Source organism: Allobosea sp. UNC402CLCol, from assembly GCF_000745475.1.
Classification (GTDB): domain Bacteria; phylum Pseudomonadota; class Alphaproteobacteria; order Rhizobiales; family Beijerinckiaceae; genus Allobosea; species Allobosea spartocytisi.
In genome coordinates this window covers 704794-721208 of record NZ_KN050692.1, presented here as the reverse complement: position 1 = coordinate 721208, position 16415 = coordinate 704794, and the positions used below count along the sequence as shown (strand labels likewise).

Below are 16415 nucleotides of genomic sequence, written 5' to 3'. Positions count from 1 at the left end.
GATGGGAACGCCCGAGGGGCCGCGACATCGCCGCTGCTCGCGGAGATCGGCGGCAGAACCTATCTCGCCGCGCCCAATGATGCCAGAATCAAGAGCCTGAATATCAGTCCGACGCCCGACGGTCTGTCATTCGTCATGGTCGATGACCGCGGCATCCACACCATCACGGTCGCGAGCGCCGGAGTGCACGAGGCGCGAACGACGATGACCGGGAATCGGCTGCATCACGAGTACCAGCCCGACAGCATGCTCTGTCTCGGCAGTGCCACCTGGCCCACGCCGGATCATGCGAATGCACTGGCGCTTCATCGAGACTGCTTTCTCCGACACGGCCGAGTGCCGCTTCAACGCTGACACGCTCTCTTTCGATCGGTCGGTGAACACCAATGCCGGTTCCTTGCAGATGCCGACCGTCGTCTTCACCACAGGCTGATCCGCGGTATCAGGATCTTCCAGCCTCCGTCCCTGTCGCTCCAGCGCAGTTCCCCCGCGCTTCATGTCTTGGAGCTGACGTTCCGACCAGACCATGAGCTGCCGTAGGTTCTTTTGCCCCAATCCGAGGTGCAGCCCGAGACGTAGCAACAGGAAAGCCCGCGCGGCCTCCACGGCGCCGCATGGACTCAGACGCGATAGCGCAGCGCTTCGATCAACGCGACCAGGGCGGGTGGCGTCTGCCTTCGGCTCGGGTAGTAGAGGAAGAAGCCAGGGTAGGGCGGACACCAATCTTCCAGCACGCTGATCAGGCGCCCCGACGAGACATGCTCCGCAACCTGGGCTTCAAAGCTGGTCGCGAGCCCGCGTCCATCGAGTGCAGCCATCACCGTCATGTCGGCATCATTGAAGATCAGCGAGCCTTCCACGCGCACGGAAAGCTCTTGCCCATGGCCCCGTGGCGCGAGCGAGGATAGGGGTCCTGTCGATGGGACAATGCCGAGCCCATGGCCCGGCGGGATCTCGACTGCGATCTGGTGAGGCCAGCGACGGTCAACCTCCGAGGGCGACAGCTCACCCTTGCGTTTCATGTTTTGTCGACGACGCGAGGACGGCGCCGCCCCTCCGAAAAGCGACCGCGCAAGAAACCGCGCGACGAAGCTGCATCGGCGTCGGCTGCCATGACGGCAAGATCCCGCAGGACCGTCCGGATCGCCTCCCGGGAATCTCCGCTGGCTTCCTCCAGGACCGCATCGATCTTCGCATCGGAAACGGCAAACGGGTCCGGTTCAGGCGGGCGGGAAGCCTCGACTGGTGCCATCGATCATATCCTCGATTAGAAGAACATAGAGAGAACATGTAGGATGACGAGTCAAGCGCGCCTCACCCACAGTGCCTCCTTCGTTGTGTCCAATCAGTCCCGGGAAGATTGGCTCGTGCGACGCGTTTCTCGAGCGCGCTCCAATGACCTCGCCGCGCGGCGCACGATGCGCAGTTCCTCCAGCGTAGGTTGCCACCATCCTCGGAGGAGGGCGCTCACCGCGGCGGGATGTCGAGCAGGCCAGGTTTTTACAAGTTCGTCGTGCGTCGGGCGACGCCACAATGCCCAGACCAGATCGTCGGGCTGTCCGGAACTCCAAGGGTAATGCCGGGCGGCGGTCTCCGCGGGAACGACCTCGCCGGTAACCTCAAGGACGACGAGCGGTCCTTCATGGGACATCAGCACTCTGTCGAGCGGCGGCTGCTCGCTCGCCGGGACGGGATAGCGCCGGCGGCGGCGCTCAGTCATCGCTGCTTTGGCGTCTTCGTATTCGGGCGCGGATTTCGCCGCTTCGCTCCGTTGCTTTCGAGCCTCTGGCTCGCTGCGTTCGGCGGCGGCCTCGATCGCCGGCCATCTCCTGCGAAGTTCATCGATCGAGCGGAATGGTACGTGCCAAGCCTTGTCTTCTCCGTTCCACCACGCCCACGGAACCGCGCGCAACTCCTCGACGACGGTTCGTGAATAAGGGGTCTGCACGACGATCTCATCGGCGACCTCCAGATAAGGGCTGACGATCGGCTCGAACGAAAAGGAATCGCGGCCGCGCTGGTCGGCGAGGCTGAAGGCGCTCGGCAGCTCACGATCGAGCCATCGCGCCGCGCGAAGCATCGCCGTCGTGCCCGGGATCCGCCAAGCAGCCAGGTCGTCGTTCCAGCGCGCTCTCGGAAAAGCGTCCCGAAAGCGTTCGACGGCAGCGGCGTCGAACGGGAAGGAAACGATCGCTCCTGGGCCCTCTCCATCTTCGCGGATTTCGACGTCGTTGTGCTCGCGCGCAGCCATCGCCTATGATCCTGCGGTCCAGAGCGATGCCCCCGGCTCGGGCACGTCTTCAGCCCAGCAGCCCGGGTTATGTAGGCTAGTCGACGAAGCGGACCGTCGTGCCGGGCCTGACAAGCTGGGCCAGTTCCTCGGCATCCCAATTCGTGAGCCGCACGCAGCCATGCGATGACGCCTTGCTGATCTTCGAAGGCTCCGGCGTACCATGAATGCCGAAGGTCGGCTTGGACAGCTCGATCCAGACCGTGCCGACCGGGTTGTTGGGACCGCTGGGGAGCACCAGTTTGCGCTTGTTCTTCCCCTGCTGGAAATTCTTGACCGGATCGTAGTGATAGGTCGGGTTCTTCACGACCCTCACCACCTGATATTCGCCCTCGGGCGATGGGGTATCCTCGCTGCCGATCGTGGCCGGATACATCGCGATCACCTTTCCCGTCACATCGAGCGCTCGAACCATGCCATTGGTCTTGTCGGCCTCGACGGTTCGCGCCTCGTCCGAAGGAGCGGTTCGACCGACCGAGACGACGTGCAGCGTTTCTTCACGCTTCCAATCATGCGTTCGCGGGTTGAGGACCCTGAGGAGGCCTTCGCTCATGTGAAAGCGTTCGGCGAACATCTCCTGCGCGTTCCTGTAGCCGAGCCGCTTCATCCGGGCCTGGCGAGCGTAATCGTGAGGGATGCGCCGGACGAACCGGGTTTTGATATCGTCCTTCGTCACGACGTAGTCCGAGACGATGTCCGAGCTGACGTCCCCTTTAAGGGCCTGCCATGTCGCGGCGTCGATTATCTCGCCGGTTCCGAGATTTTCGCGGCGACGGAACTGGTCGATGGCCTTCCGATAGTTGTCGCCGTCCAGTCCGTCGATCTCCCCGGGCGAGACCCCCTGACGCGCCAGCAAGACCTGAGCCTTGACGATCGATGCGTTGGCGCGCGTCTCCTTGCTTTTCGTGGTGGCCGGGGGACCCGCTCGGTTCACCTCGTCGGAAGTGAGGGCTTGCGCAGCTACCGGTGCCAGCACGACGCATCCACCTAGCAAGGCTGCCCGGAAGAACTTCAGCAGCTCGATAATAGCTCGTGGCACTGAGATCACCGTCGTTGGCCCAATGTACCGCCAACGCGATCTTTCATCCCGGGGTTCCGCGTCGGTGTTGCCCAGGATGCCAGCTTCCCAAGGGCGCCGTGATCAACATGCAGCGGGGCATTCAGCGTCCATCTGCGTTAAATGGCGCTATACCGCTTTTCCAGCGCGTCGAACTCGGGCTTTCGGACCAACCGCTGCCTCTCGCGAAAGCTGGCGACCGGACCGGTCTCATCGAGTTCACCGCGCTCCTTGAGCTGCCCGAGAGCCGATTGCATGCCTTTGATCGCGGACTGCAACGCTACGTTGGCATAGAGCACCAGCGCGAACCCCATCTGGGCGAGGCGCTCCTGGCTGACAACCGGGGTTTTTCCACCAACCACGATGTTGATCAGAAGCGGCGCGGCAATCAGTTGCGGCAAGCTTTCCATCTCTTGGATGCTTTCCGGAGCCTCGACGAAAATGATATCCGCGCCGGATTGTTCATAGAGTTGGGCACGCTCCACCGCACGTTCGAATCCTTCAACCGCCCGCGCGTCGGTACGCGCCATGATGAGTGTCTCACGCGAACGGCGCGCGTCGACGGCAGCGCGGATTTTTCCCGCCATCTCCTCCGCCGGAATGACTTCCTTTCCGGAGAAATGGCCGCACTTCTTCGGAGAAACTTGGTCTTCCAGTTGAACGACGTCGGCTCCGGCCCGCTCCAGCGATTGAACCGTGTGCCTGACGTTCAAGGCGTTGCCGAACCCGGTGTCCGCGTCAACGATCAGGGGGAGGTCGGTGGCCGCCTTGATGGCCATCGTGTGCTGCACGAGCTCGGGCAGAGAAATGAACGCCAAATCCGGCAGGCCGAGAAACGTGTTCGTCAGCCCTGCACCGGAGAGATAGATCGCCTCATAGCCGAGATCCGCAATAACGAGAGCGGCAAGAGCATTCGCCGCCCCAGGCACGAGCAGACCTTCGCGCTTCATGAGCTGCTCGCGGAAGTTCGAGTGCGCGCTGACCATTTGCGTCTTTCCTACTCGTTCACGGTTCTGATGCCGGTTTAATCAGCCGGCGGGCAATGTCGAGGTTTCGAGGCGGCGGGTTTGGACGAACCGAATCAGCGGGATCAGCAGCAGCAGCGCCGCGACGACCAGAAGACCTGCTGCGATCGGAGAAGCGACCAGCGTCAGCGGATCGCCCTGGCCGATTGCCAGCGCGCGTCGAAGCTGCAATTCGGCCATCGGGCCGAGAATGAGGCCGATCAATGCGGGCGCAATCGGAACCGAGCAGCAGCGAAAGCCGTAGCCGACCAGGCCGAGCAGACCGAGGGCGAGCAGTTCGACCCAGGACTGGGAAATGCCCCAGACGCCGACCAGCGAAAATATCAGAATGCCGGCGTAGAGATGCGGTTTCGGAATGGCGAGCAGCTTCACCCAGACCCGCGCCATCGGCAGGTTGAGGACGAGCAGCATCAGGTTGCCGATATAGAGGGAGGCGATCACGCCCCAGACCAATTCCGGATTGCTGGTGAACAGCGTCGGCCCGGGTTGGAGCCCGTAGTTCTGGAAGGCGGCCAGCATCACCGCGGCGGTGGCCGATGTCGGCAGGCCGAGCGTGAGCAGGGGGACCATGACGCCGGCGACGGCCGCATTGTTGGCGGCCTCCGGGCCGGCGACGCCCTCGATCGCGCCATGCCCGAACTCTTCTGGCTTCTTCGACAGACGCCTTTCGAGCGTATAAGACAGCAGCGTGGGGATTTCCGATCCTCCGGCCGGCATGACGCCGATCGGAAAACCGAGCGCCGCCCCTCTCAGCCAGGGCTTCCAGGATCTCTGCCAATCCTCGCGCGACATCGCGATCGGCCCGTTGACCTCGATCAGCTTCTGCGGGTCCTGGCTGAGCCGGCTCGCGACGAAGAGGATTTCGCCGACGGCGAACATCGCGACCAATACGATGGTGATGCCTATACCGTCGGACAGCTCGGGAACGCCGAAGGTCAATCGCGGCAGCCCGGCCTGATAGTCGGTGCCCATGACTGCGAGCGCAAGGCCGAAGAAGAGCGAAACCAGCCCGCGCAGGATCGAGGTACCGAGCACGACAGAGACGGAGGTGAAAGCCAGAACCGCAAGCGCGAAATACTCGGCGGGGCCGAAGACGAAGGCGATTTCCGAGATCGTCGGGGCAGCGACCGTGAGCAGCACGGTGCCGATCGTTCCGGCAACGAAAGAGCCGATGGCGGCGGTCGCGAGCGCCGCAGCGCCGCGGCCGTTCTTTGCCATCTTGTTTCCTTCGAGCGCCGTGATCATCGAGCCGGATTCGCCGGGCGTGTTGATCAGGATCGAGGTGGTGGAGCCGCCATACATGGCGCCGTAGAACACGCCGGCGAAGATGATGAAGGCCGCGGTCGGCGACATGCTCACGGTGACCGGCAGGAGAAGGGTGATCGTGAGGGCCGGTCCGATGCCGGGCAGGACGCCGATCGCAGTCCCCAGCGCACAGCCGACCAGTGCCCACAAGAGGTTCATCGGCTGCATGGCGACCCCGAAGCCATGCATCAGCGCATCGAAAATGGACATCAGAAGCCTCCGGGCGGGAAGAAGGCGCCGAGCTGGACGCCGAGCTTCGTGAAGGCGAACCAGGTGATCGACGTTACGACGAAGCCGATGACAACATCGACCAGCGGCCGCTTCGATCCGTATGCGCGCGTGACCAGGGCGTAGGCCACCGCTCCGCCGATCGGGAAGCCGGCATAGCCAACAAGGGCGACCGGCAGAAAGACGCCCGCCGCGGCCGTCAGGAAGCCTGTCCATGACATCGGCCGGCTGACGTCGGCACCCTCGGTCTCCTCGGGCTCGAAGGTGGTGCCCTTCATGACCTGATAGCCGAGGGCGAGGCCCAGGGCGGTGAGGATGAGGCCGATCGCGAGGACGAAGAAACCGGGGCCGATCCCGGCATAAGCCTGCGCCAGCGGCAGGTCCGTGGCCTCATGCAGCAGGACGGCCCCGAGGATCAGGACACCGGCCGGCAAACCCCAGCGCGACGGGCGTCGCGTTGGGGAGGACTTGACCACCGAGGTCATTTGGCAACCCCGAGCTCCTCGAGGATCGGCTTGATCCGGGCGTTCTCGCTGGCGATGAAGGCAGAGAAGTCGTCGCCGCCGAGATAGGCGCTCTGAAGCCCGGACTTATCCAGTTCCGCGTTCCATTCCGGGTTCTCCGTTGCTTTTCCGAAGCGCTCGACCCAAGTCTTGCGCGCTGCGGCCGACATGCCCGGGGCACCGACGATGCCGCGCCAGTTGCCGAGGACGATATCGACGCCGCTCTCCTTCAAGGTCGGGGCGTCGACACCGGCCAGGCGCTTGTCCGAGGTGACGGCGATGATCCGGACGCGCCCGGCATCGGCCAGGCCCTTGAGCTCCGACGCACCCGAGACGAGGACGGAGATCTTGCCGCCGGCGAGCTGCGTGACTGCTTCGGCGCCGCCGCCATAGGCGATGTAGTTCAGCCGTTGCAGCGGAAGACCGGCATTCTTCGCGATCATCCCGGCGATGATGTGATCGACGCCGCCGGCCGAGCCGCCGCCGAACGCCACCGCGCCCGGATTGGCCTTCAGGGCCTCGCTGAGATCCTTCACGGTCTTGAAGGGCGAATTCGCCGGCACCGCCAGGCCATTATACTCGAAAGTAAGCCGCGCGATCGGCGTCGTCTCGGCGATCTGCGGCGAACCTTTTGTCGCCATGATCGACCCCAGCAGGATCACGCCCATACCCATCAGGGCGTTGTCCTGCCCCTTGCTGGTGCGGATGAACTCGCCGAGGCCGAGCGTCCCGCCCGCGCCTGGCTTATTGGTGAACACGGCCCCGTCTTTGAACTGACCGCTCTTGTCGAGCATGGTCATCGCGAGGCGGGTCGTGGTGTCGTACCCGCCGCCTGCTCCCGCCGGAACCATGACCTTGGCGGGCTCCGCCACCGCCATTCCCGCGAATCCGACCGCCATAGCGATGGAAAGCATCGTCCTGCGCATTGTTCGCATCCTCCCTGTTGGATGGCGAGTGATTGTATTTTGGATATCCGTAGCTATTGTTTTTTGGATATGCAAGATATAATAGCTGCGCGAGTTCACGGAGGAGCGTCATGTTGGAAAGAGCCACGCTGGCCGCGTTGGGGCCCGAGGTCGGCAGGGCGCGCTATGTGCCGATCGCTCGTTATCCCGGCATCGAGCAGTTGCCGTTTTCGCTGCGGATCGTGCTGGAAAACCTGCTGCGGCAGCAGTTCTTCGAAGGTGTGGCGAACGAAGCCCAGGTTCGGGCCGTCCTCGCGCGCGAGGTGGGCGCTGCGCTGACCTTCAAGCCGACGCGGATCTACGGCCAGGACATCTTGGCGAAAGTGATGCTGGTCGACATGGCCGGACTGCGCGACGCGCTTGCGAGCGAGGGCAAGGACCCCGGCGTCGTCAATCCGGCTGTGCCCGTCGACATCGTCATTGACCATTCGCTCCAGGTCGATTTCTTCGGCACGCGCGATGCGCCCCGCCTCAACCTGGAGATGGAGTACCGCCGGAATGCCGAGCGTTTCGCCTTCCTGCGCTGGTGCTCGGAAAGCTTCGACGGCGTCCGCGTGGTCCCGCCCGGGAAGGGCATCATGCACCAGATCCATATCGAGAAGATCGGACAAGTCGTCTGGCTGGAAGAGCTGAAGGGGATGCAGGTGGCGTCGCCCGATACCTGCGTCGGAACGGATAGCCACACGCCGATGATCAACGGCCTCGGCATCCTCGGCTGGGGCGTCGGTGGCATCGAGGCCGAGGCCGTGATGCTCGGCAAGGGCGTCGCGATGGCGCTGCCGCGCGTCATCGGGGTCGAGGTCAAGGGCCGATTGCGCGAAGGCGTGATGCCGACCGACCTCGTGCTAACCATCACCGAGCGCCTGCGCAAGGTCGGTGTCGTCGGCGAGTTCGTCGAGTTCTTCGGACCCGGCTTGCAGCAGCTCTCGGTCGCCGACCGCGGAACCATCGCGAACATGGCGCCGGAATACGGGGCCACCGCCGTCTATTTCCCGATCGATCGGCGTTCGATCGACTTTCTGGAAATGACAGCCCGCCCGGCCGACCAGATTGCCCTGGTCGAGGCCTATGCCCGCGCCCAGAAGCTGTGGCGGGACGAGGCGACCCCGGCACCCGTCTTCGACCTCGTGGTCGAGATAGATCTGGCCGATATCCGCCCGTCGATGGCGGGCCCCAAGAATCCCGAGGATCGCTTCGATCTTGCCGATGCCGCGACCGCGTTCGCCGTGCATTGCCGGGAGATCGCCGGCCGGGAACCCTCACAGCAGGGCCACCCGGTCGCGGGAAGCGGCTTCTCGATCAAGGACGGCGATCTGGCGATCGCGGCCATAACCAGTTGCACCAACACCTCGAACCCGGTCGGCATGATCGCCGCGGGGCTGATCGCCCGCAACGCCGCGCGCCTGGGGCTGAACTCGAAGCCCTGGGTGAAGACCTCGCTCGCTCCTGGAAGCCATGTGGTGGCCGAAATCCTGGAGCGCTGCGGATTGCAACGGGATCTCGACGCGCTCGGTTTCCAGGTCGTTGGCTTCGGCTGCACCACCTGCAATGGGGGGTCCGGGCCGCTGCCTCAACCGATCGCCGACGCGATCGAAGGCAACGAAATCCTGGCGACGGCCGTCCTCTCGGGCAACCGGAACTTCCAGGGGCGTATCCACCCGAATGTCCGTGCCGCCTATCTGGCGTCCCCCGCCCTGGTCGTCGCCTACGCCATTGCCGGGTCGATGACGGTCGATGTCACCCGGGAGCCGATCGGAACCGCCGCAGACGGCAAGGACGTTTATCTCGCCGATATCTGGCCCTCCTTCGCCGAGATCGACGCGCTGGTCGCGACGGCCTATACGCCCGAGGTCTTCGCCGAGAAATATGCCGACCTCTTCGATGGAGGCGAGCCCTGGGCAAGGCTCGTGACCAAGCCTTCCGCGCTGTTCCCGTGGCAGCAGGGCAGCACCTATGTCCGCCAGCCTCCTTATTTCGAAGGTCTTTCGCCGCAACCGGTGCGCGGCTTCGATATCCGTGGCGCGCGCCCGCTGGTCATTCTGGGCGACTCGATCACCACCGACGACATCTCGCCGTCCGGTGCGATCAGCCTCGGCACGCCGTCGGCGGATCTGCTTCTGTCCTATGGTGTGAAGAAGGCGGACTTCAACAACTACACCACCCGCAGGGCCAATCACGAGGTCGCCGTCCGCGCCACCTTCGCGAACATCCGCCTGCGCAACCGCATCGTTCCCGGCGTGGAAGGCGGCTTCACCAGGGTCATGCCGGATGGCGAGCAGATGCGGATCTTCGAAGCCGCCCAGGCCTATATGGATCGCGGCACCCCGCTCGTCGTCATCGCAGGCAAGAACTATGGCTGCGGCTCGTCGCGCGATTGGGCTGCCAAGGGCGTGGCCCTGCTCGGCGTGAAGGCGGTGATCGCCGAAGGGTTCGAGCGGATCCACCGCACCAATCTCGTCGGCATGGGCGTCTTGCCGCTTCAGTTCGCCGATGGCATCGACCGTGAAGCGCTCGAACTCGACGGCTCTGAGATCTATGATGTCGTGGGTCTGGATCGCGAGTTTTCCGTTCGTGACCAGGTGACCTGCCGTATCACCCGGACCAATGGGGAAGCATTCGCTATTCCTCTCACCATTCGCCTCGATACCCCTGAGGACATCGCCTATTGGCGCAACGGAGGCATCCTGCCCTTCGTCTGGCGAGAGTATATGGGCACCAACGCACCGATCGCGAGGACTGCATGAGCCAGCAATTCATTCCCGCGGTCTTCTACCGCGGCGGCACGAGCAAGGGCGTGTTCTTCAACGCAAAGGTTCTGCCGCAGGATCGCGACACCGTCAGCAAGATGCTCGTGGCCGCTCTGGGCAGCCCCGACCCCTACGGCCGCCAGCTCGACGGCATGGGCGGCGGCATCTCCTCGCTGTCGAAGGCCGTGATCATCGGGCCGCCGACGCATCCCGACGCGGATGTCGACTACACCTTCATCCAGATCGCCGTCGATCAGCCGGTGGCCGACTGGACCAACAACTGCGGCAACCTGTCTTCCGCCGTCGGCCATTTCGCGGTCGATGAAGGGTTCGTGCCGGCTACGGATGGAGAAGCGCTGGTCCGCATCCACCAGACCAACACAAGGAAGCTGATTCATTCCCGTTTCCAGGTGAAGGACGGCAAGGCCGAAACCCAGGGTGACTACACCATCGCGGGCGTTGCGACCCCGGGATCGCGAATTCGCCTGGATTTCCTTGACCCCGACGGAGCGGTGACCGGAAAATTGCTGCCCACCGGGCATGTCGTCGACACCATCGACCTCGGAGTGGATGGCCGCTTTGAGGTCTCGATCGTCGATGCGACGTCCCTGATCGCCTATGTCGAGGCGGCCGCTTTCGGGCTGACCGGCGCGGAAACCCCGGATCAGGTCGAGGCCACCCCCGGCGTCATGGACAAGCTGGAAGCTCTTCGTCGCCGCGCCGGCGTTCTCGCCGGCCTTGGCGCGATGCCCGAGGCTATCGGTCTCCAGACGCCGCGCATAGCGCTGGTTTCCGCTCCGGTGGCGTTCGAGGCCCTGGACGGAGAAGCCTTCACGCCCGATCAGTTCGATGTCGCGACACGCATGATTTCGATGCAACGCGCACACAAGGCCATCCCTGGCACGGGCGGCCTCAATCTCGGGGTGGCGACCCAGATTGCCGGCACGATTCCCAACCGCCTCTCGAAGCCGGCCAATGCCGCTGGTGAAGTGCGCGTCGCGAATCCGTCCGGCCTGGTTTCCGTCGGCTCCGTCGTGCATGAGACAGAGCGCGGGTGGACCGCTGACAGCGCCGTCCTGTTCCGGACCGCTAGGCGCTTGATGCAGGGTGAGGTAGCCATTCCGGCGTCGAACGGGGCCTGAAATGTCACAACAGCCGACCACGTTGCAGCTCAAGCTGGCCAATCAGATCTTGTCGCATGCGCGGTCGTCGGGCTGGCAAAACGGCCATCATCTTACCGAGGACTCGTTGCAGCCCGTGCTGGGGGCTTCCCGGACGCCCATCCGCGCCGCGATGGCGCATCTGGCCGAGGCAGGCGTCCTGGAGCGCCGGCCGAACAAGGGCTTCTTCCTCAAGGACCTCTCTGTCCGAGAAAAGGCATCAGCGGGAGAAGCGGAAGCCGGCGAAGATGCGTCGGCCACCTATCTCGCGATCGCGATGGACCGCTTGAACCATAGGCTTCCAGAGGTGGTGAGCGAGAACGAGCTCATCCGCCGCTATGACCTCTCCCGGGCACGGCTGCGCCACATCCTGGCGAGGATGGCCTCGGAAGGTTGGGTTGAGCGCCGGCAGGGGCGCGGATGGGAATTCCAGCCCCTGATCGACACCCTCGACGCCTATCGCGAGAACTATCGCTTTCGCCAGATGATGGAGCCGACGGCGATGCGATCTCCCGAGTTCGCGCCCGACATGGACCGGCTGCGCTCGCTGCGTGACCAGCAAACCTTCGTCCTTGAGGAAGGGTATCGGCGGCTCGGGCAGATCGAGCTTTTCGAGATCAACTCGTCCTTCCACGAGGGTATCGCGGCGATGTCCGGAAACCGCTTCTTCGTGCAGACCTTGGCAAGGCTGAACCAGTTGCGGCGGCTCATGGAATATGGCCGCCCGCTCGATCGCGAGCGCGCTCGCCGTGTCTGCCTCGAACACCTTGGTATCATCGAGTTGCTCATGGCTGGCGACAGGACGGGAGCCGCGGATCGGATGCAGCTCCATCTTACCGATGCCGCTCTGGAGAAGGCTCCCATGATGAGCGGCTTGCAATCCTCGTGAGGAGCAGTGGCGGATGCGGACATGTTGACTGAAAGCGGCAGGCTGCGGGCCGCTATCAACCTGGGCAACCCGGTTCTTGCGCAGCGCCGCCCGAACGGTGAGCTGATCGGGGTCACGGTAGCGCTTGCGCGGGCATTAGCCGACCGCGAAGGGCTGGCGCTCGACCTCATCCCGTTCGACGGTGCTGGCAAGGTGGTCGATGCGGCGGCAGACGATATCTGGGACGTGGCCTTCCTCGCCATCGATCCCAAGCGGGCCACGGAGATTGCCTTCACCGAGCCTTACCTCACGATCGAGGGCGTGTTCGTGGTCGCGGCGGCATCGCCGTTCCAAAGCATTCGGGATGTCGACCAGGCGGGCGTGCGGGTTTCCGTCGGGCGCGGCGCCGCCTACGATCTGCATCTTACGCGGACGCTGAAGCATGCCGAGATCGTGCGCGTTCCGACCTCGGCCGAGGTCCTGCCTCACTTTCTCTCGCGGGGCCTTGAGGCAGGAGCCGGAATTCGACAACCCGCAGCAGCGTTCGTCGCGCGAAATCCGGGCCTACGGCTGATCGAAGAACCGTTCATGGAAATTCGGCAGGCGATGGCGCTGCCCATTCGGCAATCTGACCAATTGCCGAGACTCCAGCGCTTCTTGGATGATGCTGCGGTTAGCGGGTTGATTGCCGAATCCCTATCGAATTCAGCCGAAAACGGCTGACGACCCTTTGGTCACAGCGTCGATACAGGAGACTGGCGGACGAGCCTTATTCCCAGGCAGCCACTGCGATCCTTGTCGTCATTCAGACGTGTCTGATCTCGACTGCGGGAAAGAAGCCACCGCTCTTGCGGTTTTGGTCATAAATCAGCAGCGGCAGGTCCGCTTTGGGCGTCCACACGCGCCCGGTTTCGACCGCAACGGATACAGGGACCGCTGGAAAGACATGAATCATGGCATTCTCGCCATGAACGGCCTTGATGCGGTCGTACAAGCCCCGGAGGTTTTTCCGATAGGCGGCAAGATCCTCCGGGCGCCGCATGACGTCGTTCCCGGGCGCGGCCGCCGTGACGGACCAGATCGGTATGCTTGCGCCGAGGACCGCCTCAATGCGTTCGTCGTTCACGGTGGCGCTGACACCGAGCTTCAAGGCCACCGTTGTCCCTGTGGCAGCGGTCGGCTCACCGATAACGAACTCGATGGGCGACTTATCCGACTGCCACTTCCATGTCTCCGGCTCGCGGTGTCGCTGGTAGACGGAAACCTTGACGATCTCGCCGAGCATCCGGCCGAGCTCGATCAGCAGCGGCATCGGGGCGAGGGCGAACACGCTGAGATGGCGGATCTCCTGCCGCTCGATGCGTCCCCTGACCTGATCGGCGAACTGGCGACGCATGTTGGATTGCAGTCCATGCCAATAGGCGGGCTCGGTGTCCTCAAACGAAAAGCCCGGCATGTCGAGGTCGATGGGACGCCCGTCGTTGTCCGGGTACCTCTCGGGAATCATTGCATCGAAGATGTCCTGCCGGGATACCAGCGCCTGGTTCGAACCGATGTTGGCACCGAACCTCAACACGTGCGAGGCACGATCAGGCAGAATCGAGGTCTGGATCTCGATCCGCCGCTCATGCTCATCCTTCATGGCGAGCAGGACCGCTTCGGGATGATCGTCCTTGGCGTCGACGTCCACGAGCTTGTGGTGCCGGCCGCAGAGCAGCATCAGGTTCCGGATGTCGCCCGCGAGAGCTGCCGAACGAACCGGATCGTAGCGCGGCCCGCCCTTGCCGGTCTTGCCCTTCGGTTCGTCGCCGATGACATGGGCGACGAAGCCGAACTTGCCCATCGTCTTCCCGGCGAGCAGATCCCCGACCTGGCTCTCGTTGCAGCCACGATACTGGCAACGCCCGGCCGATCTTGCCCACAGCGCGTACTGGACCTTCGGATCGATTTTCGTTCCGGCCATAGCTATGCAGCCTCCGTCCGGCGCTTCGCAACAAGGGCCCGCCGAATATGGCGGCCAACCACGCCCGGCTCGCCCTCCGACACATGGACCCCTCCGCCGCGCCATTCACCAGTCGCGAGCCAGTCCTCGAAATACCAGAGCCACAGGATCGCCCACGGCACCATCGTGCGGTCGAGCAACATGCTGGAACGCCATTCATAGGCTTCGGGCAGGTACAGGCAGAGGCGGGCCGGGCGCTCCGAGTAGAGATGCGGGATGCGAACCCCGTTCGCGAGCAATGTCAGGTCAGGCTCATCGACGAAAATCTTGGGCGCTTCCGCTTCCACATAAGTCAGTCGGAGATCGTAGACGCGCGAGACGGGCGAAGGGGAGGCCCTGAAGCGCCAGACCAATTCCCCTCCGGCAATCCCGCCGTCGCCTACGCTCAGCGGGTTCGAGCGCAGGTTCACGAGTTGCTGCGACAGGGTGAGCTCGCGGGGATGGACGGGGATGCTCAACGGCAGTCCCGCCCGAAGAACGTGTTGGCTCGCACGGGGACTGCCGCAGCAACCGCAGGGGCGGTCGTCACTCCGACCAACGGAGCCACTCGCAGCACGCCCGAGCCGCGCGCGGTGGCGACCTCCCGGTCCAATGTGGCGAAGGCCCGCTCCACCGGGCGGGGGCCGAAGGCATCCTCCATATGGTTCCGCACGCGGTCGGTGCCCTCGGTGAGCGCGAGCCCTTCCATGTCGGCAAGCGCCTTGGTGTGCCAGGTGTAGAAGGCCCGCGCCCGCCGAGGGTCGTCGTTCCAGCGTTCGGCGAAGTTCTCGTCGAGGGTCGTCTCGTTCGGGATCCAGTAGCCGGGCGATCCGTCCGGCAACGTGGTCCGGATGAAGTCCGGCATGCGGCGCAGGACCGCGATCATCAGGTCGAACTCGGTGTCGTAGACCGCCGCCGCGACGCAGGCCTCGTAGCTCCATGCCAACAACGTGGTCAGGATCACCGAGATCGGCGTCAGGGCGGGGTCGCGACCATCGAAATGGACGTCGCGGTGCCGCTTCGCGACCTGAACGATATTGCACAGGAGGTTGCGACCGCTGGCCGTCGTCGGGAACGGCTCGATGTCCGCCCGGGCGTGGGCGGAGTCGTCGAAGGCCCTGGTGACGCGCAAGCGAGGTACCAGGGCCGCGCGCCGCTCGAAGGCGCGGCGATAGCCGCGGGGATTGCTCCCCTTCCACTCGCGTAACGACCGGTCCGGAACAAATTCGCCACCATCGCGGCAGCGCGAGTTGAGGATCGCCGGGGTGATGTCGAGATGGAACTCATTGGCATAGACGAGACGCCAGCAGCGGCACTTCTCCTCCAGCAGCCTTGCATAGATGGCGTTCGCCTTGAGGCGGTCTCCGACGACCGCCTTGACGAAAGCCGGAGTGAGGTCGGTCCTGCCGGCCGGCATGAACGCGACGAGATCAACATCGTGCTCGTTGCGCCCGATCGGCTTAACCGACGTGCCCAGCGCGGTCGACCCTTGCAAGTAGATCGAAAGCTCCCGGAGCAGGAAGTGTTCCCCGGCCGCGAGCCACTCCGCGGCGCCTTCATAGCGCTCCTGCGCCTGACGGAGGCGCCCTTCGGGAATGTCGAGCTCTGCGCAAAGCCGCGTGAGAAGGTTGACGAGATAGGCCTTCCGGAAAACCGAACGCTGATCGACGATCATGATGTTCCCCACCGATTTTGGCTCGATCGCCAATCTGCATAAATTATTGCATTTATGGGTGATCATAACAACGATGTCAAGATCTGGTTAACCTTTTGCGGGGAAGGGGTTATGCGATCCGGTGGTAGACGAATTCGACGCCGCCGGTGTCCGCGACGGATTCCCTCCGGAGAAGGAAGCCCGTATTCCAGAGCTGCTTCAGCTTCATGGAAGCGTTGGCGACCGAGACCTGGATCGCCTCGGCTATGTCCGATGCTCTCGCCTGGGGGCGGGCGACAACGATCGCTAGTGCTTCCTTCGTGCCAACGGTCGGCTCCAAGCCTATGAAATGTTGACCTTTTGCATCTACAACGAGCAGGGGCTGATCGACCCGCAAAGCCGCGGCGTCGACGTTCTCCTCTATCTCGGGAACACCGATGTCGAGCAGATAAAAACCCTTGCGTCCCCGGAACCGGCGCGCGAGCTCGACGACCGTTTCCGACGAGAACGAGAAATCGACGCGCTTCACGCCAGCGAAAGAGATGGCGAAAACGGTCTGGTCCGGATTGCGATCGACTTGGTCGAGGAGTTTCGTAAAAACCTCTCGACCCATCGCTCGTCCCCACCCCTCG

At 63.9% G+C, this 16415-nt stretch carries 17 protein-coding genes; 4 read left to right on the top strand and 13 right to left on the bottom strand.

Annotated features, from left to right (window positions below; genetic code table 11):
* Positions 1–126 precede the first annotated feature (126 nt).
* The 9 genes from GY40_RS27850 to GY40_RS26030 form a co-directional block, all read right to left on the bottom strand.
* The gene (locus tag GY40_RS27850; protein ID WP_156116087.1) at positions 127–423 is read right to left on the bottom strand and encodes a hypothetical protein; all 297 of its coding nucleotides are present in this window, start codon (positions 421–423) and stop codon (positions 127–129) included.
* A gap of 197 nt (positions 424–620) precedes the next feature.
* The gene (locus GY40_RS28420; RefSeq protein ID WP_248311280.1) at positions 621–866 is read right to left on the bottom strand and encodes a LysR substrate-binding domain-containing protein; all 246 of its coding nucleotides are present in this window, start codon (positions 864–866) and stop codon (positions 621–623) included.
* A 152-nt stretch (positions 867–1018) separates the two neighbouring features.
* On the bottom strand, positions 1019–1252 hold the full coding sequence (locus tag GY40_RS26060; protein WP_038368546.1) for a hypothetical protein: 234 nt from the start codon (positions 1250–1252) through the stop codon (positions 1019–1021).
* Between the two features lie 93 nt (positions 1253–1345).
* On the bottom strand, positions 1346–2251 hold the full coding sequence (locus tag GY40_RS26055; RefSeq protein WP_038368545.1) for a hypothetical protein: 906 nt from the start codon (positions 2249–2251) through the stop codon (positions 1346–1348).
* 76 nt (positions 2252–2327) lie between these two features.
* The gene (locus tag GY40_RS26050) at positions 2328–3266 is read right to left on the bottom strand and encodes a L,D-transpeptidase (RefSeq protein ID WP_248311279.1); all 939 of its coding nucleotides are present in this window, start codon (positions 3264–3266) and stop codon (positions 2328–2330) included.
* Between the two features lie 200 nt (positions 3267–3466).
* On the bottom strand, positions 3467–4333 hold the full coding sequence (locus GY40_RS26045) for an isocitrate lyase/PEP mutase family protein (RefSeq protein ID WP_038368543.1): 867 nt from the start codon (positions 4331–4333) through the stop codon (positions 3467–3469).
* Positions 4334–4375: 42 nt separating this feature from the next.
* Entirely contained in the window at positions 4376–5887 is a 1512-nt protein-coding gene (locus GY40_RS26040; RefSeq protein ID WP_038368540.1) for a tripartite tricarboxylate transporter permease, read from the bottom strand.
* Entirely contained in the window at positions 5887–6390 is a 504-nt protein-coding gene (locus GY40_RS26035) for a tripartite tricarboxylate transporter TctB family protein (RefSeq protein WP_038368538.1), read from the bottom strand. The genes GY40_RS26040 and GY40_RS26035 overlap by 1 nt, the downstream gene beginning before the upstream one ends.
* Entirely contained in the window at positions 6387–7433 is a 1047-nt protein-coding gene (locus GY40_RS26030) for a Bug family tripartite tricarboxylate transporter substrate binding protein (protein WP_197062827.1), read from the bottom strand. The genes GY40_RS26035 and GY40_RS26030 overlap by 4 nt, the downstream gene beginning before the upstream one ends.
* An 11-nt stretch (positions 7434–7444) precedes the next feature.
* Between GY40_RS26030 and acnA the strand changes: the two genes are divergently transcribed.
* From acnA to GY40_RS26010, 4 genes are read left to right on the top strand one after another with little or no spacing between them, the layout of a single operon-like run.
* A complete protein-coding gene (acnA, locus tag GY40_RS26025) occupies positions 7445–10117 on the top strand; it encodes an aconitate hydratase AcnA (RefSeq protein WP_051988534.1) in 2673 nt (890 codons plus the stop codon).
* Entirely contained in the window at positions 10114–11262 is a 1149-nt protein-coding gene (locus tag GY40_RS26020; protein WP_038368533.1) for a 2-methylaconitate cis-trans isomerase PrpF family protein, read from the top strand. Before acnA ends, GY40_RS26020 begins: the two co-directional genes overlap by 4 nt.
* A gap of 22 nt (positions 11263–11284) precedes the next feature.
* Complete coding sequence (locus GY40_RS26015) at positions 11285–12169, top strand: GntR family transcriptional regulator (RefSeq protein WP_197062826.1); 885 nt, start codon at positions 11285–11287, stop codon at positions 12167–12169.
* Positions 12170–12190: 21 nt separating this feature from the next.
* The gene (locus GY40_RS26010) at positions 12191–12871 is read left to right on the top strand and encodes a transporter substrate-binding domain-containing protein (RefSeq protein ID WP_038368528.1); all 681 of its coding nucleotides are present in this window, start codon (positions 12191–12193) and stop codon (positions 12869–12871) included.
* Between the two features lie 82 nt (positions 12872–12953).
* Here GY40_RS26010 and GY40_RS26005 read toward each other — a convergent pair whose 3' ends face one another.
* From GY40_RS26005 to GY40_RS25990, 4 genes are all read right to left on the bottom strand, one after another.
* On the bottom strand, positions 12954–14111 hold the full coding sequence (locus GY40_RS26005) for an SAVED domain-containing protein (protein WP_038368526.1): 1158 nt from the start codon (positions 14109–14111) through the stop codon (positions 12954–12956).
* Between the two features lie 2 nt (positions 14112–14113).
* Positions 14114–14608 (bottom strand): type II CBASS E2 protein, encoded by a 495-nt coding sequence (locus GY40_RS26000; protein ID WP_038368523.1) that lies wholly within the window; start codon positions 14606–14608, stop codon positions 14114–14116.
* On the bottom strand, positions 14605–15804 hold the full coding sequence (locus tag GY40_RS25995; protein WP_038368893.1) for a nucleotidyltransferase domain-containing protein: 1200 nt from the start codon (positions 15802–15804) through the stop codon (positions 14605–14607). The genes GY40_RS26000 and GY40_RS25995 overlap by 4 nt, the downstream gene beginning before the upstream one ends.
* A gap of 109 nt (positions 15805–15913) precedes the next feature.
* A complete protein-coding gene (locus GY40_RS25990; RefSeq protein ID WP_156116086.1) occupies positions 15914–16396 on the bottom strand; it encodes a DNA-binding protein in 483 nt (160 codons plus the stop codon).
* Positions 16397–16415: the final 19 nt, after the last annotated feature.